The sequence below is a fragment of the Thioclava sp. genome (assembly GCF_048263065.1).
Taxonomy (GTDB): Bacteria; Pseudomonadota; Alphaproteobacteria; order Rhodobacterales; family Rhodobacteraceae; genus Thioclava.
Genome location: NZ_JBLXEM010000005.1, coordinates 205531 through 227396, shown reverse-complemented (window position 1 = coordinate 227396; position 21866 = coordinate 205531). Strand labels below are relative to the sequence as shown.

17 protein-coding genes are annotated in these 21866 nt (G+C 60.5%); 8 read left to right on the top strand and 9 right to left on the bottom strand.

Annotation, left to right across the window (positions count from 1 at the left end; all coding sequences use genetic code 11):
* Positions 1-18: 18 nt before the first annotated feature.
* Positions 19-2577 carry an aminopeptidase N gene (gene pepN, locus ACN0SD_RS09685; RefSeq protein WP_417808038.1) on the bottom strand — a complete coding sequence of 853 codons (2559 nt, stop codon included), beginning with the start codon at positions 2575-2577 and terminating at the stop codon, positions 19-21.
* A gap of 296 nt (positions 2578-2873) precedes the next feature.
* Between pepN and ACN0SD_RS09680 the strand changes: the two genes are divergently transcribed.
* The 5 genes from ACN0SD_RS09680 (at position 2874) to modC (ending at position 8142) form a co-directional block, all read left to right on the top strand.
* A complete protein-coding gene (locus ACN0SD_RS09680; protein ID WP_417808037.1) occupies positions 2874-5039 on the top strand; it encodes a malate synthase G in 2166 nt (721 codons plus the stop codon).
* Positions 5036-5458, top strand: a complete 423-nt coding sequence (locus tag ACN0SD_RS09675; RefSeq protein WP_417808036.1) for a GlcG/HbpS family heme-binding protein — start codon at positions 5036-5038, stop codon at positions 5456-5458. The genes ACN0SD_RS09680 and ACN0SD_RS09675 overlap by 4 nt, the downstream gene beginning before the upstream one ends.
* A 164-nt stretch (positions 5459-5622) precedes the next feature.
* Complete coding sequence (modA, locus tag ACN0SD_RS09670) at positions 5623-6366, top strand: molybdate ABC transporter substrate-binding protein (RefSeq protein ID WP_417808035.1); 744 nt, start codon at positions 5623-5625, stop codon at positions 6364-6366.
* A complete protein-coding gene (gene modB, locus ACN0SD_RS09665) occupies positions 6363-7061 on the top strand; it encodes a molybdate ABC transporter permease subunit (protein ID WP_417808034.1) in 699 nt (232 codons plus the stop codon). Before modA ends, modB begins: the two co-directional genes overlap by 4 nt.
* Positions 7054-8142, top strand: a complete 1089-nt coding sequence (gene modC / locus ACN0SD_RS09660; protein WP_417808033.1) for a molybdenum ABC transporter ATP-binding protein — start codon at positions 7054-7056, stop codon at positions 8140-8142. Before modB ends, modC begins: the two co-directional genes overlap by 8 nt.
* Before the next feature lie 49 nt (positions 8143-8191).
* Here modC and ACN0SD_RS09655 read toward each other — a convergent pair whose 3' ends face one another.
* From ACN0SD_RS09655 to ACN0SD_RS09635, 5 genes are all read right to left on the bottom strand, one after another.
* A complete protein-coding gene (locus ACN0SD_RS09655; RefSeq protein WP_417808032.1) occupies positions 8192-8620 on the bottom strand; it encodes a cytochrome o ubiquinol oxidase subunit IV in 429 nt (142 codons plus the stop codon).
* Positions 8617-9261, bottom strand: coding sequence for a cytochrome c oxidase subunit 3 (locus ACN0SD_RS09650; protein WP_417808031.1), 645 nt, complete (start codon positions 9259-9261; stop codon positions 8617-8619). Before ACN0SD_RS09650 ends, ACN0SD_RS09655 begins: the two co-directional genes overlap by 4 nt.
* Entirely contained in the window at positions 9258-11327 is a 2070-nt protein-coding gene (locus tag ACN0SD_RS09645; RefSeq protein WP_417808030.1) for a cbb3-type cytochrome c oxidase subunit I, read from the bottom strand. Before ACN0SD_RS09645 ends, ACN0SD_RS09650 begins: the two co-directional genes overlap by 4 nt.
* Positions 11324-12106, bottom strand: coding sequence for a hypothetical protein (locus ACN0SD_RS09640; protein ID WP_417808029.1), 783 nt, complete (start codon positions 12104-12106; stop codon positions 11324-11326). The genes ACN0SD_RS09645 and ACN0SD_RS09640 overlap by 4 nt, the downstream gene beginning before the upstream one ends.
* Before the next feature lie 552 nt (positions 12107-12658).
* Positions 12659-13387 (bottom strand): Crp/Fnr family transcriptional regulator, encoded by a 729-nt coding sequence (locus tag ACN0SD_RS09635; RefSeq protein ID WP_417808028.1) that lies wholly within the window; start codon positions 13385-13387, stop codon positions 12659-12661.
* 342 nt (positions 13388-13729) lie between these two features.
* On the opposite strand from ACN0SD_RS09635, the gene ACN0SD_RS09630 reads away from it, so the two are divergent.
* A complete protein-coding gene (locus tag ACN0SD_RS09630; protein ID WP_417808027.1) occupies positions 13730-14161 on the top strand; it encodes a hypothetical protein in 432 nt (143 codons plus the stop codon).
* Positions 14162-14191: 30 nt separating this feature from the next.
* Here the strand turns inward: ACN0SD_RS09630 and ACN0SD_RS09625 are convergent, their stop codons facing one another.
* Genes ACN0SD_RS09625 through ACN0SD_RS09615 form a run of 3 tightly spaced genes read right to left on the bottom strand, consistent with a single transcriptional unit; the run spans position 14192 to position 17462 of the window.
* Positions 14192-15034, bottom strand: a complete 843-nt coding sequence (locus ACN0SD_RS09625; protein WP_417808026.1) for a CpsD/CapB family tyrosine-protein kinase — start codon at positions 15032-15034, stop codon at positions 14192-14194.
* A 17-nt stretch (positions 15035-15051) separates the two neighbouring features.
* The gene (locus tag ACN0SD_RS09620) at positions 15052-16560 is read right to left on the bottom strand and encodes a GumC family protein (protein WP_417808025.1); all 1509 of its coding nucleotides are present in this window, start codon (positions 16558-16560) and stop codon (positions 15052-15054) included.
* Positions 16560-17462 (bottom strand): ExeA family protein, encoded by a 903-nt coding sequence (locus ACN0SD_RS09615; protein ID WP_417808024.1) that lies wholly within the window; start codon positions 17460-17462, stop codon positions 16560-16562. Before ACN0SD_RS09615 ends, ACN0SD_RS09620 begins: the two co-directional genes overlap by 1 nt.
* Positions 17463-17714: 252 nt before the next feature.
* Between ACN0SD_RS09615 and ACN0SD_RS09610 the strand changes: the two genes are divergently transcribed.
* Together ACN0SD_RS09610 and xrtD are read left to right on the top strand one after the other, a co-directional pair.
* A complete protein-coding gene (locus ACN0SD_RS09610; protein ID WP_417808023.1) occupies positions 17715-20171 on the top strand; it encodes a tetratricopeptide repeat protein in 2457 nt (818 codons plus the stop codon).
* A gap of 117 nt (positions 20172-20288) precedes the next feature.
* Positions 20289-21866 (top strand): VPLPA-CTERM-specific exosortase XrtD, encoded by a 1578-nt coding sequence (gene xrtD, locus ACN0SD_RS09605; protein ID WP_417808022.1) that lies wholly within the window; start codon positions 20289-20291, stop codon positions 21864-21866.

Sequence of the window (21866 nt, the reverse complement as noted above, 5' to 3'; positions counted from 1 at the left end):
GCGACTGGTAGCGCGAGGTTACCCCAGCATCCGCGCGCTCATTTCCGACAAATCGCGGCTCAGCCCCTCGGTCTGCGCGATCCGGGCCAGCTCGGCGCAGATCAGCGATTGCCGCGTCAGATCATAGCGCGCCCAGGTTTCAAACGCGGTCGACATGCGCGCCGCCACCTGCGGGTTAAGCGGATCAAGGCGCAGCAACCAATCGGCATAAAAGCGATAGCCCGCTCCGTCTACGCGATGAAAGCCCGCGTGATTAGCCGCAAAACCTGACATTAACGCACGGAAACGATTGGGGTTTTTCCAATCAAACAACGGGTCTTGCACAAGTTTTTCAACGCGCGACAGCGCCTGATCGGGCGCGCTGGCGGTCAACTGGATCGCGAACCATTTGTCCATCACCAAGCGATCCCCTTGCCAGCGCTCGCGGAACGTCGCGAGCGCCGCCTCACCCACGCCCGCCGCTACGACCTGCCCCAAGGCTGCAAGGCTTTCGGTCATGTTATCGGCCGCTTCAAACAGCGCCTGCGCGCGCGCGCCGCCATCAATCCGGCGCAACAACGACAGCGCCGCCAGACGCAAACTGCGCCGCCCCGCGGGTTCTGGATCGGGTCGGTAGGGGCCGGACACGGCCATCGTTTCATAGAGCGCGCTCAACGTGTCTTCATGCGCGCGCGCCAACTCCGTTGCGAGCGCCTCGCGTGCGCCATGAATCGCTGTCGGATCAGGCGATTTGCCCGCCTCATGCAGCGCCTGCGCGATCTGATCTTCCGAGGGCAGATCCAGACACAGCGCGCAAAACGCCGGATCAGCCGCGCCATCCTTCAGCAGCGCACCAATCGCCGCGATATAGGACGGATCAGCCGCGCCGCCCTGCGCCATCGCCACGACGGTTTGTAGCGCCAAACGCCGCCCCGCTTCCCAGCGATTGAACGGGTCGCTGTCATGGGCCAGCAAATACGCGGGATCGGGCGCATGGCCTGTGTCAAATTCCAGCTCGACAGGCGCTGAGAACCCCCGCAAGATAGAAGGCACGGGGCGCTCAGCCAGCCCTTCAAAAACAAAGCTTTGCTGCGGCTGCGTCATCTCCAAAATCGTCGTTTCGATAAGATCATCGCCCTTGGCCGACAACAGCCCCACCGCAATCGGAATGTGACGCGCTGGCTTGTCGCCCTGCCCCGGCGTCGGATCAGTATTTTGTGTAAATTCAAAAGTGTAAGTGCCGTTCTTAAAGCTTTCGGATACCTGCAAACGCGGCGTTCCGGCATCCGTGTACCAGTGCTTGAACTGGCGCAAATCGCGCCCGGAACTGTCCTCGAAAACCTTCAGCCAGTCCTCAATCGTGCAGGCCTGCCCGTCATGGCGTTCAAAATACAGATCCAGCGCGTCGCGATAGCCCTCAGGCCCGACAAGTTGTCGCAACATCCCCACGATCTCGGCGCCTTTTTCATAGACGGTCGCGGTGTAGAAGTTGTTGATTTCACGGTAATGATCGGGGCGCGGCGGATGCGATAGCGGGCCGCGATCTTCGCGGAACTGGCGGGCGCGCAGCGCCATCACGTCCTCAATCCGCTTGACCGGACCCAGCCGCATATCCGTGGTAAAGCTTTGGTCGCGATAAACGGTCAGCCCCTCTTTTAGGCAAAGCTGGAACCAGTCGCGACACGTGATGCGATTGCCCGTCCAGTTGTGGAAATACTCATGCGCAATGATGCCCTCAATACGCTCGTAATCGCCATCCGTCGCGGTCTCTGGTGAGGCCAAAACCCATTTAGAGTTGAAAATGTTCAACCCCTTATTCTCCATCGCGCCCATATTGAAGTCATCGACGGCGACAATGTTGAAAATGTCCAAGTCGTATTCGCGACCGTAAACCTGCTCGTCCCATGTCATCGAGCGTTTTAACGCCTCAAGCGCAAAGGCGCAGCGGCTTTCATCGCCCGGGCGCACCCAGATATTGAGCGCAACCTCGCGCCCCGACATCGTGGTGAACGACCCCGAATGCGCCACCAGATCACCCGCCACCAGCGCAAACAGATAGGCGGGTTTGGGCCAGGGGTCGACCCATTCGGCGCGGCCAGTTTCCTGCACGACCGGATTGCCATTGGACAGCAGTACCGGCGCATCCCCCGCAACCGTCACATGAAAGCGCGCCATCACATCGGGGCGGTCAGGGTAATAGGTGATCTTGCGAAATCCCTCGGCCTCGCATTGCGTGCAATACATGCCGTTTGACATATACAGCCCCTCAAGCGCCGTATTCGCCGCCGGGGCGATCTCGACCTCGGTTTCCAGCGTAAAGGCCTGCGCAGGCAAGGCCGCGGCATAGATTACAAGCCCCGTATCGGTTTGAGTATACTCGTTGGCCGCCAGCACACGCCCATCCACCGCGATCTTGCGCAGCACCAGTCCCTCACCATCAAGTTCCAGCGCTGAGGCCGCACGCAGCGGGCGGATCGCGATGCGCGCGCGCACCTGCGTAGCATCAGGATCAAGGCGGAAGTCAAGCCGTACCATCTCGAGTTCAAACGGATAGGGTTGATAATCCGACAGCCGTTTCGTGAGGGTATTTTGGGTCATGACTTCCTCTGGATTGAGACCGATCTTTGCAAGCGTCCGGCCTCACGTAGAAGGCCATTTCTTATTTCGCAACCACCGCTCAGAACAAGAAAAGGTTATAGCCCTTGCGCGCCGGCATGCAATCGCCATCCAATCTCGTATAGCGGCGCAAAATAGCGCGTGCAGGGCACCTGCCCATTGAAAAATCTACAAAATTGGTCCTTTGTTTTTACCAATTTATATCCATGGCTTAGAAAAATTCTGGACTCTCGCCCGATCGCGCCACATCTATGGCACAGACAAATCAGGAGGAGCGCATGGCGCAACGGGTAGAACGTGCCGGGCTGAAAGTCGCGGTCGAATTGGCGTCCTTCATCGAGGATCAGGCGCTGCCGGACACTGGCATTGAGCCAAAGGCGTTTTGGGACGGGTTTGGCGCGCTATTGCACGATCTGGCTCCGAAAAACCGCGCCCTTCTGGCAAAGCGCGAAGAAATTCAATCCAGTCTGGATGATTGGCACGCCCATCACCGCGCCGCCGGGTTTGATTTCGAAACCTACAAGACCTTTCTGACCGAGATCGGCTATCTGCTGCCCGAAGGCCCCGATTTTTCAATCGAGACCCCGACGACTGACCCCGAGTTTGCCAGTGTTAGCGGCCCTCAGCTTGTCGTGCCGATCACCAACGCACGCTATGCGCTTAACGCCGCCAATGCACGTTGGGGCAGTCTGTATGATGCGCTTTACGGCACGGACGCGTTGGGCGATCTGCCCGAAGGCAAAGGCTATGACCCAAAACGCGGCGCGCGCGTGGTGGAGCGCGCCAAGGCGTTTCTTGATGAGGCCGCGCCACTTGCGGGTGGCTCTTGGGTCGATGTCACCGCGCTGCGCGTCGAGAACGGCGTGTTTTTTGTCGAAAACGCGGTGGGCGAGACCGGGTTGGCCGATCCGGGCCAGTTTGCCGGGTTCAACACCGATGCCGAAGGCGCGCTGTCACAGGTTTTGCTGACCAATAATGGCTTGCACATCTGCATCGTTCTGGACCCAGACACCGATGTCGGCCAGTCCGATCCGGCCGATATTGCCGATGTGATCCTTGAGGCGGCGATTAGCTCGATCATGGATTGCGAAGACTCGGTGGCTTGCGTCGATGCCGAGGATAAGGTGCAGGCCTATTCCAATTGGCTGGGGCTGATGAAGGGGGACCTGCGCGAGCAGGTGCGCAAGGGCGATGAGGTCTTTACCCGCCGTCTTGCGGGCGATTTGCACTTTACAGGCGCAGGCGGAGAGCCGGTCACGCTTAAGGGGCGCGCGCTGATGCTAGTGCGCAATGTCGGCCATCTGATGACCACCCCCGCGATCCTGACCCGCGACGGTGCCGAGGCCCCCGAAGGGCTGATGGATGCGATGATCACCACGCTTTGCGCGATGCATGATCTGAAGAAAACCGAAGGCCCGCGCAATTCCGTGACAAATTCGGTTTATGTTGTAAAACCTAAAATGCACGGGCCAAAAGAGGTCGAATTCGCCTGCGAAATTTTCGACAATGTTGAAAAAGTGCTAGGCCTGCCCGCCTACACGGTCAAACTAGGCATCATGGACGAAGAGCGTCGCACCTCGGTCAACCTCAAAGAATGTATCCGCGCTGCTCGCCATCGCGTCGCCTTCATCAATACCGGTTTCCTCGATCGCACGGGAGACGAGATTCATACCTCGATGCAGGCGGGTCCGATGCTGCGCAAGGGCGAGATGAAGAACCAGCCCTGGATTGAGGCCTATGAAGATCGCAATGTCGATATCGGTCTGGCCTGTGGGCTTGCCGGGCGCGCGCAGATCGGCAAGGGCATGTGGGCGATGCCCGACCGGATGGCCGATATGATGGCGCAAAAGATCGCGCATCCCTTAGCGGGGGCAAATTGTGCTTGGGTGCCCAGCCCCACCGCGGCCACGCTGCATGCCACGCATTACCACAAGGTGGATGTGCCCAAGCGTCAGGCCGAGATCATGGCGATGAACCGCCCCGCGCGGCTAGATGATCTGCTGACGATCCCGCTGGCGGCAGGTAAAAACTATTCCGACGCCGAAATCACCGCCGAAATCGAGAATAATGCCCAAGGCATTCTGGGCTATGTCGTGCGCTGGGTTGATCAGGGCGTGGGCTGTTCCAAGGTGCCTGATATTCACGATGTCGGCTTGATGGAAGACCGTGCAACCTGCCGGATTTCGAGCCAAGCCATCGCCAACTGGCTGGAACATGGCGTGGTCGATCAGGCGCAGGTCATGGAGGCGCTGCGCAAGATGGCCGCGATTGTGGATGGCCAGAATGCGGGCGATCCAAATTACACGCCGATGGCACCGGGCTATGACGGGTTCGCGTTTCAGGCCGCATGCGATTTGTGTTTCTTGGGCGCCATGCAGCCCTCGGGCTATACCGAGCCGGTGCTGCATCAGCGCCGCGCACAAAAGAAGGAAGAGCTGCGATGATCACCCTCAAACAAGCGCAAACGATGGTCGATACGGCCTTGGACACTGGCGCAAATGCTGGTTGGAAGCCGCTTTCGGCGGTGGTCTTGGATGGCGGCGGGCATGTGCAGGCGTTTGCGCGTGCTGATGGCGCAGCACCGGGGCGGTTCGAGATCGCGCGCGCCAAAGCCTATGGCGCAGTGATGCTGGGCATGGGTGGCAAGGCGCAGATGGCACGCGCCGAGGCGCAGGGCTATTTCATGGCCGCCGTGAATGGGATCTATGGCGGGCAGACCTGCCCGGTACCCGGTGGCGTGCTGATCCGCGACGGCGATGGCGCGGTGATTGGTGCGATGGGCGTGACGGGTGACACATCGGAGAATGACGCCGAGGCGGCTTTGGCCGGGATCGCGGCGGCGGGATTGACGGGCGAGGCTTAGGCGCGCGGACAAAGAACCAAGAGGGGGCGCTGCCCCCTTGGCCTGCGGCCAATTCCCCTGGGATATTTCGAACACTTGGAAACCTGTAAAAATCGGCTTGTCATCGGCGCTTACCTTGCAATATGTTCGACCGGACATATCGACTTCACCAAAGGTTTGCGCCCATGTTCCGGTTTCTCGCCCTCTTGTTGCTCTCTCTCGGCCTTGCCCTGCCCGCGCGCGCGGGCGAGGTGACGGTGTTTGCCGCAGCTTCAATGAAGACTGCGCTGGATCAACTGGCGCAAGATTGGGAGGCGCAGACCGGCAATGTCGCGCATATTTCTTATGCCGGATCGGGGGCACTGGCGCGCCAGATCACGGCGGGAGCGCCGGTCGATATTTTTATCTCGGCCAATCCGGGCTGGATGGATGCCGTCGCTAAGTCGGGGCAGATCAAGGCGCGCGCCGATCTTCTCGCCAATCATCTGGTGCTTATTGCGCACAACCCGAAGGCAGGTCCGGTCACGTTCTCGGCGGGGCCTGATCTGAAGGGCTTGCTGGGGGGCGGCAAGCTGGCAATGGCGCTGGTTGATGCCGTGCCTGCGGGACAATATGGCAAGGCGGCGCTGGAACATTTCGGGCTGTGGGACGGCATCAAGGGCGATGTCGCGCAGGCCGATAACGTGCGTGCCACGCTGATGATGGTGGCGCTAGGGGCCGCGCCTTATGGCATCACCTATGAAAGCGATGCGGTGGCTGAGCCGCGCGTGCATGTCGTGGCGACCTTCCCCGATGACAGCCATCCGCCGATCCGCTACCCCGCCGCGCGCCTGAGCGACAGTGACGCCGCGCGCGGTTTTTATGCCGCGCTGCGCAGCCCCGAGGCCGAACGGATCTTTACCGCGCAAGGGTTTCAAGTTCTCAAATGAGCTGGCTTTCGCCACCGGAATGGCAGGCGGTTGCACTGTCGCTCAAGGTGGCGGGGTTGGCGACGGCTTGTTCTCTGCCGCCGGGCATCGCGGTAGCCTATCTGCTGGCGCGGGGTCGGTTCGTGGGGCATGGACTGCTGAACGGATTGGTGCATCTGCCGCTGATCCTGCCCCCCGTCGTGACAGGCTACCTGTTGCTGCTGGGCTTTGCGCCCAATGGCCCGCTGGGGGCGGCGTTGGCGCGCGTCGGCATTGCGCTCGCGTTCAACTGGAAGGGTGCGGCGCTAGCGGCGGCGGTGATGGCATTCCCGCTGATGGTGCGCGCAATCCGGCTGGCGATTGAGGCGGTGGACCCGCGACTTGAGGCGGCGGCATCAACGCTAGGGGCCTCGCGCGCGTGGGTCTTTGCAACCGTCACCCTACCCCTGATTGTGCCCGGCATCATCGCAGGCGCGATCACAGCATTTGCCAAGGCGATGGGGGAATTTGGTGCCACGATTACCTTCGTTTCCAACATCCCCGGACAGACCCAAACCCTGCCGCTGGCGATTTATTCGCAATTGCAGGTGCCCGGTGGTGAGGGATCGGCGGCCAAGCTGGTGGTGATCTCGATCACGCTAGCGCTTGGTGCGCTGCTGGTGTCAGAAGCGCTGGCCAAACGGGTTGCCGCGCAGATTGCGGGGCGCGATGCTTGAGATTGCGCTAAAACACCAGTTCGCGGGCTTTACGCTGGATCTTGCGCTGAACGCGCCGGGCGGGATCACCGCGCTGTTTGGTCATTCGGGCGCGGGCAAAAGCACGGTCGTCAATGCGGTTGCCGGGCTGCTGCGGCCTGATTGGGGGCGTATCGCCGTGGACGGCGAGGTTTTACTGGACACGCAAGCGGGCATCGCCCTGCCCCCCCATCGCCGCCGCATCGGATATGTTTTTCAAGAGGCGCGGCTGTTTCCCCATCTCGACGTGCGCGCGAATCTGAATTATGGCGCGCGCTTTGCCCCGCCCGGCCCCGGCGTGATCGGGTTTGATCGCGCGGTCGAAATGCTGGGGCTTGGCGCGTTGCTGGATCGGCGTCCCGGTGCGCTGTCGGGGGGAGAGGCGGCGCGGGTCGCTTTGGGGCGCGCGCTGCTGTCCAAGCCGCGTATGTTGTTGATGGACGAGCCACTGGCCGCACTCGACGGGGCGCGCAAGGCGGAAATTCTGCCCTATTTCGAAAGCCTTCGCGATGAGGTCAAGCTGCCGATCCTCTATGTCAGCCATGCCCCTGCCGAGGTCGCGCGGTTGGCCAGCTCGGTCGCGCTGCTTGAGGACGGGCATCTGCGCGCCTTTGGTCCAGCGCGCGATGTGTTGGCCGATCCGGGTGCGGCGGGGGGCTTTGGCGGGCGCGCGGCGGGGGCGCTGATTTCGGGGCGGGTCGTGGCGCAAGAAAGCGACGGGTTGGCGCGCATTGAAACGGCGGGCGGCGCGATTTTTCTTGAGGCACCGGGCATCACGATTGGGACCGATCTGCGCCTGCAAATCCACGGTGCGGATGTGACGCTGGCACTGGTGCGCCCTGAACAGGTCTCGGCGCTTAATATCTTGCGCGTCACGGTGTTAGAGATCGGCGCACCCGAGGGGCCCTCGGTTTTCGTGAAACTGGCGCTGGGGGAGGAACGGCTGCTGGCGAGACTGACTACGCGCTCGGTGGCGGCGCTTGGTCTGCGCACGGGGCTGGAGTGCCACGCGATGATCAAGACGGTGTCGCTGGATACACAGGAAATCGCGCCCCAGTCATGAAAAAGGGCGGCCCGAAGGCCGCCCTAGCTGTTTTTCTGGCGCAAGCCCCTCAGTTGGACCCCGACATATCCTTCATCTCGGTCATCCCATTCGCGGGGGTGCCCATATCGGTGACCATCGGCGTGCTCATCTTGCTCATGTCGCCCATGCCCATCCGGCTTGCCAGATCGGCCAGCACCCAGACCGTGCCCCCCGCCAAAATGATCACGATCAGGAACGAGAACATCACCAGATACAGATCGCGGCGCGATTCCATCGAGAAATCAAGGTGCATAAACGCCCAGAACTGAATGACAAGTTGGGCGATGCCCAAAATGCCAACCGTGCCCCAAGCGATTGAGGGAAACAGCCCGCCTGCGACGATGACCAGCGACGCCGCCGTCAGCACGACTGACAGCGCAAAGCCCCAAGCATAACGGCCCATATCCCGTTTGTATTCGGCGCTATCCATGCCGAGATCAGACGAAATCGCGCTCATGATAGCACCCCCATCAGATAAATTTTCGTGAACAGCGCGATCCAGACGATATCCAGCATGTGCCAGAACAGGCCCAGACGCATCAGCCGGGATTTGACCAACTCGGTCATGCCCATCGTTCTCATCTGAACGATCAGCAGCAGCCCCCAGATGATGCCGCTTGTGACGTGCAACCCGTGCATCCCGACCAGCGCATAGTAGGCGCTGAGAAAGCCCGAGACTTGAGGCGTGTTACCCTCGGTCCAAAACTCATGGAATTCATACAGTTCGATCCCAAGGAAGATCGCACCGAAGGCCAGCGTCACCACCAGCCAGCCAATCGTGCGCTGCATGGTGGCGTTGTATTTCATCCCCAAGGTGCACAGCCCGAACGTAAAGGTCGAGATCAGCAGCGCCAGCGTTTCAATCGACGGCAGGCCAAGGCTGAACAGCTCGTGCGGGCTGGGGCCGCTTGCGATGCCGTGCCATTCCGCATCGGCATAGGTCGCGATGAACAGCGAGAACGCGATGAGATCGGACATCAGGAAAATCCAGAAGCCGAAGATCACCGTCCCCGATTTGTCATGACCATGGGCGTGGCCGTGGTCATGCCCCTGATGACTGGGGGCGTGTGCCCCCAGATTGGTGGTTGTCGCGCTCATACTGCTTTCTCCATATCGAAGACCAAGCCACGGTTCTTAGTGGTGAATTCATCATCAAGGCTGACTTTTGGCGTCGTCTCGACGAGATGTTTGTGACGCTCGTATTCGGCGCGCAGTTCATCGGCTGTGATCACCTGCTCCCAATCCGTGTCATAGGACCGGATCAGGATCAGCACGAACATCGCAATCCAGCACAGCGCCCCAAGCCACCACATTTCAAAGATCAGGCCGAATGCGCCAACGGTCGCCACCATCGCCACGATGAACCCCATTGAGGTGTTCTTGGGCAGGTGGATGTCGACAAATTCAGTCGGTTCCATGACGCGCAGGCCGCGCTCTTTCGCCTCGACCCACGGTTCACGCGAGGTGATGTTAGGGATCGTGGTGAAGTCATATTCGGGTACCGGGCAACCCAGCGACCATTCCAGACCCCGGCCATCCCACGGATCGCCTGCGGGCACCATCAGATCCTCGCGGTTTTTGACCGAAACCCAGACCTGGATAACCTGCGAGGTCAGACCCGCCAGCACCGACAGCGCCCCGATCATCGAGACCACCAGCCACGGCAGGTAAGCCGGGTCGGTAAAGAAGGCCATCCGGCGCGGCGCCCCCATCAGGCCGATTGCGTAGAGCGGCATGAAGGTGAGGTAGAAACCCACGAACCAGAACCAGAAGCTGCGACGCCCCCATGTTTCGTCCAGACGGAAACCGAAGGCCAGTGGGAACCAGTAGTTGATACCCGCGAACATCCCAAACAACAGGCCCGGAATAAGCATGTTGTGGAAGTGCGCCACCAGGAACAGCGAGTTGTGAACCGCAAAGTCGATCGTCGGGTTGGCCAGCATAACGCCGGTAATCCCGCCGATCACGAAGGTGAACATGAAGCCCGCCGAGAACAGCATTGCCGTTGAGAAGCGCAGCTTTCCGCGCCACATCGTAAGCATCCAGTTATAGACTTTCACACCCGTGGGAACGCCGATGGTCATCGTCGCGATGCCAAAGATTGCGTTGAGATGCGAGGTCTGACCCATCGTGAAGAAGTGGTGTACCCAAACGGTAAAGGACAGAACTGCAATCGCCACAGTCGCCCAAACCAACGAGGTGTAGCCATACAGCTTCTTGCCCGAGAAGGTCGGGATCACATGGGAGAACACACCAAAGGCCGGCAGGATCAGAATGTAGACTTCGGGGTGACCGAACAGCCAGAACAGGTTGGCAAAGTTCATCATGTTGCCGCCCTGCGTGGCGGTGAAGAAGTGGAAACCCGCATGGCGGTCAAGCGCCAGCATCACCGAGGCCACCGCCAACGGCACCATCGCGTAAATCATCAGGATCGCGGTGCACAGCGTGGTCCAAGCAAAAATCGGCATTTTCATCAACGTCATGCCCGGCGCACGTTGCTTGTAGACCGTGACGGCAAAGTTGATGCCCGACAGCGTGGTGCCGATACCGGTCAGCATCAGCGACCAGATCCAGTAATCCACACCCGCATCGGGCGATAGTTTGATCCCCGTGTAGGGCGGATAGGCCGTCCAGCCACCGGTCTCAAATCGACCGATCACCAGCGAGGCCATCACCAGCGCCGCGCCGCCAACCGACAGCCACAGCGAGACCGCGTTCATGAACGGGAACTCCATGTCGCGCGCGCCGATTTGCAGCGGCATCACCATGTTGATCAATCCGATCAACAGCGGCATCGCAACGAAGAAGATCATGATTGTGCCGTGGGTCGAAAATAGCTCGGCATGGTGTTCAACCGACAAGAACCCCGGCGCGGGCGTGACCTGCTGGGCGCGCATCACGACCGCCTCCAGTACGCCACGGATTAGCATGATCATCGCCATAACGATATAAATCACACCGATTTTCTTGTGATCGAGTGTCGTGATCCAGTTATTCCAAAGCGGTTTCCACCAGCCCTTGACGGTCAGCAACACAAGCACGGCGAGCGCGCCCAGCACGACGATCCCGCCAGCGGCGGCCGCGATCGCCGTCGAGGTGGATGGCTCCTTGAAGAAGGGAACGATAAATATATCGTCCCAGTTCAGACTACCAAGAATACTCATTGCGCGTCCCCTTGGGATTGATTTTGGGAAATATGAAGCTCGTCGCGAATGGCGTCGTCGATCTTCTTTTGCTCGGGTGCAGCATCCGGCAGGATTGCAGCCCCGCCTTCAGTCGCCATTTCCGGATTCATCGAAGCCTTGTCCCACCAGCCTTTGGGCGGCGCGTCAAAGATCTGCGGGCCATTCCAAGCGGCAACCTTACGGAACTGGCTCAATAGTTCGTTCCAAGGCTTGCGCGGCTGCTGCAAGAACGCCTGATATTGTTCTTGGGTCACGACATCGACTTTGAACTTGTCCAGCGGGAAAGCTGCACCGTTGAACTGGCTGTTAAAGCCCTCAAGCTGCGCAAGATCGCCTGTGGTCATGTTCATCTTGGTTTGCATGCCCGGCATCGCATAGATCTGACCCGCAAGTCGCGGAATCCAGAAGCTTTGCATCGCGCCCGTGGCGGTGATGTCAAATTCAACCGGCGTATGTTCGGGCAGCACGACCTTGTTCACGGTCGCCATTTTGCCCGGATAGATGAACATCCATTTCCATTCCGATCCCACGACGTGAACCTTGATCGGATTCGCGCCGGTATGCTTGTAAGGATCTTCTCTGATCGTGTTCATCCAGACCAAAACGCCAAGGATGACGACCGCCACGCTAGACCCGCCCCAGATAACCGCCTCGGCCAAATTCGAATGTGACCAAGTGGGATGATAGGCCCCCGTGCCGCCTTTGCGGCGGTATTTGAACAAGATCCACGGCAAGCCAATCAGGATCGGCAGACACACCGGAAGCATCCAAAGGAAGAATATGATCAAATGCGACTTTTCAGACGCCGCGATGGGGCCGAGCGGTGACATGACCCCGTTATCTGCGCACCCTGACAGCCACACAGCCGACCCCGCCAACAGGGCGGGAAGGGTCAGGTAGCGCGAGCGCTGATACAAATTTTGAAACACCCTGGAATACCTTTCTATTCCCTATTCTTTCGCGCCTATTTCACGCCCCTTAGGGCGGTCTTGCGCGCGCTGATTTGTCACCTAGGGCAGGATGTCGCAGTTCAATCCAACTTGACAAAATGTCGCACCCCGCAATGGGAACCTTTTGGATTTATTAGAGAATTTTACAATCACGCCTGCGACACCTTATTTTTACTCAATAAATTCAGTGTGCGAGGGTTGTAATTTCGGGCCTAACTACAGGCCACGCGGCGCGATCTCTCCGTGATGTGATTGCGCCGTGATCAATGCGTGAACATTTCGGCGTTTCTAATGGGCGCGCGGCACTCTGCGGGCCCGGCCTCGCCCCTCAGCCCAATGCGCTGAGTCGTGCTTTTGCGATCAAAGATAGAACCGCTTTTTGAGGGCCGTGGAATCCACCAGACCAACACGCGCCAAAGCTTCGCGATCGGGCAGTTGCAGGATCCCGTCGCGCCAAACGACCAAACCTTCGCTGCGCAGCCGTGAAAGCGTTTTGTTCGTATGCACCAGCGACAGCCCCAGCGCATCGGCCAGATCCTGTTGACGCACCGGAAACGGCATCTCGCCATCCTCCACTATCCCCGATTGCTGACCGCGATCCCAAAGCGACACGAACGCCCAAGCCAAAGATTCCCGTGCCGAGCGCTGCCCGACCGAGATCAGCGCTTCGCCCAGAAAGTGCTCTTCGCGCGCGACCTGCCATGTCAGCATAAAGGCGCGCTCGGGCATCTTGGAAAACATCGGCCAGATCTGCGTGCGATCAAACACGCAGAGCGAGACCGGGCTGAGCGCCTCAACCGCGTGGCTCGTCTGGCCCAGCATGATCGGCTCCAGCCCGATCAGATCGCCCGGAAACAGAAAATTGAGCACCTGGCGGCGGCCATCTTCCAGTGTGTGATAGCGCATCGCCTGGCCCTCAAGCAGGGTAAAGAATCGATGCGGATCGCTGCCCTCTGCCAGAATTTTGCACCCCGCCTCGACCTGCATTTCACCGATGCGGTGCAGCTTGACCACCTCGCTATCGGCCTCGCTTGGCGCAACAAACGCGGGATTGGTCGAGAACGGGCAAATTTCACATTTGTTGGCCATTTTTTGTCCTTCCCTATGTCAAAAGCTAAACGTCACACCCGCAAAGGCGGTTCCCTTCCCGGCTCCGGTGGCCAGTTTTCCTAAGGTTTTGTGTAAAGATAGGCGGCAGATCGGCGCGCTCGGCGGAAAGGCGCGCAGCCAAGATCAGAAAACCGTTTTTCCCGCCGCGCTATGTCATAGTTTAACGACATGGAACGCGACAACAGCCATTGTCGTCAAAGCGATGCTCGTCTTGGGCGCGCTCTGCTGCTTGGGGAAATACTATGACGTATTCATGCGCTGGGGGGAAACTCTCGCCCAGTCAGCCGTCAGCAGGGCTATTGGCCCGGTGTGGAGGCTGACATGATCGAATGCAAACCCGACAAGATCCACGAGGCTGCGTTGCGTCTGGATGGCACGGCGCTGGTGCTGGAGGATGCGTTGATCGTGGCCTATGACGCGGCAGCGATGCTGGATGAATTGGGCGTGTCTCAGGTGCAGACCTGCGGCACCCTGCGCGAGGCGTTAAGCCTGATTGAGGGCGGGCTGGTGCCCACGCTGGCGTTGCTCGATGTCAATCTGGGCGGCGAAACCTCGTTGGATGCAGCGCTGGCGCTGGCCAAGCTGCAAGTTCCGATCCTGTATTCCACCGGCTATGATGAGGTCGAAGGCGCGATTGCCAATTTCCCCAGCGGCGCGATGCTGCGCAAGCCCTTCACCGCTGAGGATATGTCCAAAGCGCTGACCGAGATGGGGTTTTTGAACCAAACGCAGCGCTGCGGGCTTGGCGATTGAGGCTTCCGAACGTCGAACGGTGCCTTTTCACTATTGCGGGTCGGCCCCATAGCCATAGCCATATTCCGGCCCTGAATAGCGGAACTTGTTGACCACGACGCCCATCACATTGGTGCGCTCAGCCAATTCGCGTTCGCAAATGTCGATTTCCTTGACCGTCGTCTCTTCGGTGGCCGCGATGATCAGCACACAATCGACATGCGCCGCTAGCGCCAGCGTGTCATCGCTGACCAGCACAGGGGCTGTGTCAAACACCATCAGATCGGGCTGATAGAGCGCCTCGATCCGGTCAAGCGCCTGCGCACAGGTCTGCGACTGGATCAGCTCGGACGGGTTTTCCACCGCGCGCGCATTCGTCGCGATCGCAAGATTGGTGCCATAACGGCAGGCGTGATCGCACAGCTCGGCGCGCCCATCCAGAACCTGTGACACCTGCGCGCCGCTTTCAATCTGCAACATCCGCGCTAACGAGGGGCGGCGCAGGTCGGTCTCGATCAGCGTGCTGAACAGCTCATCCTGACGCGCCAGCGAGAACGCCAGATTAAGCGCAATGGTCGATTTCCCGCATCCCGCCGTGGGCGAAGTGATCGCCAAGCGCTTCCAGCCCTTGGCGCGCATCTGCTGCAAGATCTTGGTGCGCATCAGATCGAACGGGGCCGCCTCGGCGCGCGGCTCTGTGGTCACGACGCGCGCATTTTCCAACAGGCGCGGCGCGGGTGACCAAGGATCAAGCGCCTGCCACGCCGCACCCGCCAGCCCCGGACGCAAGGTCATCGTGGCGCGTTCGCCGCCGCGCGGGCGCAAATCGTCAAGCGAGCGATTCTCACGGCTCGCGCGGGCTTGGGCGATCGCATCGCGCAGACGTTCAACCATAGCTCAGCCCTCCTGTCTCAAAACACCAGATCGAGCGGGTTGTAGAGCACACCCACCAGCACCACCACCGCGATCAGCGCCAGAACAACCGCCCCCGACGAAATCACCAAGCGACGCCGCTTTTGCGCGTGATCCGCCGCCGTGCTGACATAGGGCAGCGTGGCAAAGGCCGTGATCCCCAGCTTTGAGGCCAAATCTTCGGGGCGACGAATTCCAGGGCTTAACAGTGCCAACGCCACTACCACCAATAGCCCCAGCATGAGGCCCGCGCCAAAGCCCGCCAGCGTAATCGTCTTGCGATTTGGCTTGATCGGGGAGTTTGGCGCGACCGCTTGTTCGATCACCGTCAGCCGCTCGCCCTTGGAGAGCGATTCAATCGTGTCCCCCGTCGTGGCCATCGCCCGCGCGCTGATCGCCTTGTCATATTGATCGCGCAGATTGGCATGATCGAGTTGTAACGCATCCAGAGTCGCTGCATTGGCGGGCACGCGCGCGATATCGGTTTGAACGCGGTCATAGCTTGCGCGATTGGCTTGCACCTGCGCATCGGCGGCAAAGATCTCGTCTTCCAACTGGCGCAGCCGCTCTTCAAACGCATCGCCCCCTTTGGGCAGCGCGGGCAAGCCCTTGGCACGCAGACTGGCGATTTGTGCGCCAAGGGCCGCCAGTTTAGGATCGTCTTCCGACAAGACGGCCTGCAAGGCCGATTGCTGCGCGCTCAATTGCGCCATCTCACGCAATTGGGGCGGATAAATCGCATCCAGATCCACCTTATCGCCCGACAGTTCATGGCGCCGGACCAACTTGTCATACTGATCTTCAAGCGCGGCTTTTTGTGCCGCCAGCTTGGGCTGATCGCGCTGCAAAGCCTCCACCTGATCGCGCATGATACTTATCCGCTCTGGCAAAGCCGCGCCGTTTTCTTGCTTGAATTTTAGGATTGCCGCAGAAGACTTCGACAATTCACCCGAAAGACGGTCAGCTTCGCGCGTGAAGAAATCAAGCGTGTCGCGCGCCGATTTGGTGCGAATGTCGCTGTCTTCTTTCAGAATGCGCGTCACCAGTTCATTGGCAACTTGTGCGGCCTGCGCGGGGCGGCCCGACACATAGGAAACCGTCAAAAACGTCGCCTGTTCAGGGGCGCGGCGGTCTTTGGTTTGGCCGGTAATTTCGATTTTGATCGAGTTATAAAGCGCGTTGAACACGCTATCTGCATCGCGCGCGCCGGACTCCAGACGCAGAGCGGGATACAGGTTCATCCGATTGGCGATATCCAGCAAGCTTTCGCGCGACAGCACGCGCTTGCGGATCACCTGAAGCTTGGCGTTGGTATCGGTTTGCACCGTGCTCGCGGCCAGCTTGTCGGGAATGCTGTCCCCTTCAACGACCAAAAGCGCGTTGGCCTCATAGATCGGGGTGATCGAGCGCGCGACCAGCAGCCCCGCCGCCGTGCCCAAAAGCGTCAGTAGAATAACCCAGTGGATACGGCGCAACAACAGGCCGGCATAAAACCGTGCGCTGTGCATCACGCCCCCCCTTGCACAGCCGTGCGCCCCGAGCGGAACCCGCCAGCTGGCGCGACGACGCGAGGTTTGCCCTGTGCTTCGACGGGCAGATAAAAGACGTTATCCTCGATCACCTTGTCGATGATCTCTGCCGTGACCTGATCGGAGCGCGCCGAATAGGCATAGACCATCCCCAGATCGCAAAGCTGGTTCATCAGCCGCGGGATACCCCCGGTATAGGCATGCACTTTTTGCGCGGCCTCTGGGGTGAAAATCGCGTGCTTGGCACCCGCCACCTCAAGGCGATGAGCGACATAGGGCTGGGCGCAATCGGCCCCGATCGGCCCCAAATGGAACCCCGCCCCCACGCGCTGCGCAAACTGGCGCAACTGTGGCTGGGCGATCAGATCGCGCAGCTCGGGCTGGCCCATCAAGATCAGCTGCACCAACTCATCCTTATCGGCGTTGATGTTGGTGATCATGCGCAGTTCTTCGAGAACCCCCGCATCGAGGTTTTGCGCCTCGTCGATCACCACAACCACACGGCGACCCGCACTATATTCCGAGATTAGGAATTGCTGAAACCGGTCATAGATCAGCACGTAATCCTCGCCCGGCGCGACCCGCTCACCCAAGGCCAGCATGATCCAGCGGATCAGATCCTCGCGAGAGCCGCGCGCATTGGACACCAGCGCAATCGTGACGTTTTCGGTGATCGTGGCCATCAGATGGCGCAACAACGTGGTCTTGCCCGCCCCGACCTCGCCCGTGATCAGCGTAATCGGCGCACGCGAAAACAGCCCGTATTCGAGCATCGTCGCCGCGTGCTTGTGCTCGGGCGACCAGTAAAGGAACTCGGGATCTGGCAGCAGCGAAAAGGGACGCTCTCTCAGTCCGAAGAAATCGGTGTAAATCTCATCCATGCCTGTATCCGGGCCTTTGGCCTCGTTATCGTTCGTCTTTAATGAAACGCAAATCTGTGCAATTCGCAACAAATCCTTGCGTGAGGGATGCGATCTGCGGCGCATTGGTCGCAGTTTTTGCGCCACACGTGGCCTTGAACGTAAAACCGCCTAGGTTGTGTCGCGAGAAAGTCTTTATTGATCGCGTATTTGTGGCTAATCTGTCGCAAAGCGCCACTCAGAGCGCATAGGCAAAGATCGGGGCAAGGGCAGATGGCGCGACATATCGGGGCAAAACCCGCCGTTATCTTTCTGTGCGCGGCAATCGCGTTGGCGGGCTGCAAAAGCAAGCAGGAAAAGGCAGATGCGTATTACGACTCTGCAATGGCTCTTGTGGCCAAGGGCGATGTTCCTCGCGCCTTGATTGAGCTGCGCAACGTCTTTGAATACGACACATCTCACAAGGCGGCGCGGCGCGAGTATGGCGATCTGCTATTGGCGAGCGGGCGCGTGCAAGAAGCCTACGGTCAATATCTGCGTCTCGCCGAGCAATATCCCGATCTGGCAGATGCCCAACGCGTTCTGGCCGAGCTATCCCTGCGCTCGGGCAATGCCGACGAGGCGGCTCGCCAGATGAACGCCACGCTTGATCTTGCGCCTGATGATCCGGGCGCGCTGGCGGTGGGGCTGGCGTTGCAACTGCGCGCGGCGATGGCACGCAATGAAACCTCGGCCTACGCCGATATCGCGACGCAAGCGCGCGCGCTGGCCCAACGCGCCCCCGACATTGCGACAGCGTGGCATGTGCTGATCGACACGCTGAATGCGCAGGGCGATCAGGAAGGCACACTCGCGGCGATTGACTCGGCGCTGGCGCAAAAGCCTGCGCAATACCGCTTGCAAGTGATGCGGCTGGAACTGCTGGCACAGCTCAAGCGCAATGATCAAATCGGCGCGCAGCTAAAACAGATGCAAAAGCTGTTTCCCGACGACCCCAAGACTCGCACCGCTCTGATCGCGTGGTATGTGCTGCGCGACGATCCCGATGGCGCCGCGAACTTCCTGCGCAAGCTGGCGGGCGATCCGGCATCGGAAACCGAAGGCTATGTGCAACTTGTGCAGTTCCTGGCACAAAGCCGGGGCGTTGATGCGGCAGCCAAAGAGTTGGACAGTCTGATCACGCAGTCCAAAGGCACGCCAAATGCGCGGCTGTTCGGGGCGATGCGGGCGGATCTCGATTTCACCGCAGGCCAGCACGACATCGCCTTGGCGCGTATGAAAGCACTGCTCAAAGACGCGCCCGAAAGCGAGCAAACCGACCGGCTGCGTGTAAGCTATGCGCAGATGCTGGATCGCGCCGGACAGCGCGACGCGGCGCAGGCCGAGCTGGACGCAGCCCTCAAGGCCGCGCCCGATCTGGTGGCAGCGCTGCGGCTGCGGGCCGCGTGGCTGATCGAAGCCGACAATCCCGAAGACGCGCTGGTCGCGCTGCGCCGCGCGCTGCAACAGGCCCCGCAAGATGCCCCGACCCTGACCCTGATGGCGCAAGCCAACCTGCGCGAGGGCGCGCCCGATCTGGCAGGCGCACGTCTGGCGCAAGCCTATGAGGCCACCGATCACAGCGCCACCGAGGCGCGCAACTACGCCGATTTCCTGCTTGATCAGAAACGCATCACCGCAGCGGGCGCACTGCTGTCCGAGGCAATTCAGCGCAACCCCAACGATCCGGGCCTGTTGCATCGCCAAGCCGATCTGGCCCTTAGTCAGACCGATTGGGCGCAGGCCCAGCGCATTGCCGAGCACCTTGATACGCTGCAACGCCCCGAGGCAGCGGCACTGGCGCAATCGATCCGCGCCGCGATTTTACTCGGGCGCGGGCAAAGCGATGCGGCGATTGATACGCTGAAATCGCTCGCAGACAGCACTAGCAATAATGGCGCTATTGCGGCCGTGATTCAGGCCCAGCTTGCCGCCGGGCGCCCCGATGCCGCCCATAGCTATCTGGCCGACCAGCTTGCCGGCGCCCCCGACGATCGCGGATTGCGCCTGCTGGCGGCCAATCTTGACGCGCTGACCGGTCAGGGCAAAGCGGCCGAGGCGGGCTTGCGCGCGCTGCTGTCTGAGCGCCCCGCCGATAGCCAGCCCGCGCGCCAGTTGTATCGCCTGCTTGCTGCTGCCGGACGTGACGCTGATGCCGCACAGATCATCGACACGACGCTGGCCGCGCAAGGCGCGTCGCCCGACCCGTTGCTGTTGCTCTATCGCGCCCGCTCACAGCAAAATGCGGGCCAGTATGAGGCCGCAATCGCCACCTATGACGCGCTCTATCAGCGCAATTCCGACAATGCGGTGCTGGCCAACAACCTTGCCAGCCTGCTGAGCCAGCATCGCGATGACAAGCCGAGCCTTGAGCGCGCCGCGCGTATCGCGCAGCGTTTTCGCGAAAGCCCCGAACCTGCGTTCAAAGACACTTATGGCTGGGCCGAATATCGCTTAGGCAATTTCGCGCAGGCCGAGCCATTGCTGGCCGCCGCCGCTGCAGGTCTGCCCGATAACGCGCTTGCGCAGTATCATTATGCGATGGTTATGGCGGCCAATGGCGAAGACGCCAAGGCCGCAGAGCAGTTGCAAAAAGCGCTGGATCTGGCGGGGGCCGACCTGCCCGCGCAGATGCGCAATGCGCGCGCCAAGCTGGAGGCGCTGCAAGCCAGCGCCAAACGCGGGAATTAAGGCACAGATCGGCGCATTTCGCATAGGTTGATCACGGTTTTGCCTTTGGCGGGGCCTATTTGCACTCTAAGCTATTCTCAAAGGGGCACATCAGATGCCCCGCCAACGAGAGCAGACATGAGCATAGCCAGCACCAATCTGCGCGCAGCGCGCGCGCTGCCGTGGGGCGCCCTTGGGGTGGCCGCCCTCGCCTTGGCCTGCGCGCCGTTTTTCACGCTGGGCCTGCAAAGTCTGGGCGCGGCCTGGTCCACGCCAGAATATAGCCACGGCCCGCTGATCCCGCTGATTTCGCTTTATCTTTTTGCGCGTGAGCTGCGTCACGCGCCGCCTGCATCGGCGCATCAAAGCCGTTGGCAAGGGATCGTCGTGATCATGGCGGCGCTTGGCGTGGCGACGTTTGGCAACCTTGCGCAGATCCCCGACATCGTCACCTACGCGCTAATTGGCTGGCTGATGGGCGTCGTGTTGCTGATCATGGGCTGGCAGGCGGGGCAACGCCATTGGAAACCGGTGTTGCATCTGGTTTTCATGCTGCCGCTGCCTCAGATCCTGTATTGGAAGCTGACGATTGTGTTGCAGCTGATCTCGTCCGAGCTGGGCGTGATGTTGGTGCGCGCCTTTGATATTCCGGTGTTTCTGTCGGGCAATGTGATTGATCTCGGCGTCTATAAGTTGCAAGTCGCCGAGGCCTGTTCGGGGTTGCGCTACCTGTTCCCGATCCTCAGTTTTTCATACCTGTTTGGCATCCTTTATCGCGGCCCGTTCTGGCACAAGGCGGTGCTGTTTGTAATGGCGGCACCGCTGACCATAGCGCTAAACAGCTTGCGCATCGGCGTGGTGGCGATCTTGGTCAACAGCTACGGGATCGGGCAGGCCGAAGGGTTTTTGCACGTCTTTGAGGGCTGGGTGATCTTCGGCGCGGCAATTGCGATCCTCAGCCTCACGGCGGTCGGTCTGCAACGCCTGACGCCCGATCCGCGCCCGCTCTCGGAGGCGCTCGATCTGGATTATCGCCGCTTTGCGCCAGAAATGCGTCGGCTCGCCAGCATCGCCCCCTCGCGCGCGCTCATGGTGGCGTTGGGGTTGGCGGCGCTCGCAACCACCGCCCTTATCGCCCTGCCCCGCCCCGAGACGATCACGCCCCAACGTAGTGATTTTTCAACCTTTCCGCGCGCCATTGACGGCTGGCGCGGTGAGACGCGGGCGTTGGAGCCCGAAACCGCAAAAGTGCTGGGCGCGAGTGATTATCTCAACGCCATCTATGCCAGCCCGGATCGCGCGACGGCGGTCAATCTGTTCGTGGCGTGGTATGGCGATCAGACCGGCGGTGCGGGCATCCATTCCCCCGAGGTCTGTCTGCCCGTGGGCGGCTGGGAGGTCAGCAATTTCGCCCCCCGCACCCTGACGTTGCCGGACCGCGCACCGTTCGAGGTCAACCGCGCGGTGATCACCAAGGGGCTGAACCGGCAGTTGGTGTACTACTGGTTTGATGAACGCGGCGTGGCGATGACCAGCGATTGGCGCGCAAAGCTGTCGGTGATTGTCGATGGCATCACGCGCGGGCGCACCGATGGCGCGCTGATCCGCTATGTCACGCCGATTGGCGCGGATGAGGATATCTCTGTGGCCGATGCGCGGCTGGCCAAATTCATTGCGCGCAGCTTGCCGCAGATGCGTGAATACGTTCCCGACTAG